Annotated in this window: 1 protein-coding gene; it reads right to left on the reverse strand. The window is 28.3% G+C overall.

Features of this window, described 5'->3' with window-relative positions; translation table 11 throughout:
* The coding region (locus AC1DTM_RS30655) for a leucine-rich repeat domain-containing protein (protein WP_477001727.1) at positions 1-608 on the reverse strand (608 nt) is incomplete at both ends.

Raw genomic sequence — 608 nt, forward strand, 5'->3', positions numbered from 1 at the left:
GTACTGTATTATCTTTAAAACAATTAAAGTTATCAACAATACTATTTTCAAATTCAATTGTTATTAATTTATTTAAGTTTTGTAAAACGAGTAACTCTACTTCATTGACATTTTCTAAACCTAAAATACGTAAATGCTTTAAAGTATTTATTTTTGAAATTGCAATGAGCTGCTCACGATTTGAAATATGTACAGAAAGCGATTCTAACTTCCGAAACTGCGTTAGTAACGAAAAATCTTTAATATCAGTATTTGAAATATCCAATTTTTTTAATGATGGCATTTCTACAAGTGCCGATAGATCATTTACACTCGTCTTCTTAATATTCATTTCTTCTAAGTGCTGCAAATGTACTATTGGCGTTAAATCTTGAACTGGATTATTAACTAAATATAACTTTTTTAAAGCAGTCATCCGTTCTAATCCATTAATATCTTTAATTTCATTTCCAGTTAAAATTAGCGCCCTTACTTCAGTACACATCTGTAATGGACTAATATCTACTAACTCATTTCCGCCTAAATATAATCTCTTTTCTCTTATAAATTTACTCGCACGTTCATGAGATCCCACGATGTTTTTCCATTTTTCATTTAAACTATCATAC

The sequence above is a fragment of the Bacillus sp. P4_D3 genome (assembly GCF_056401855.1).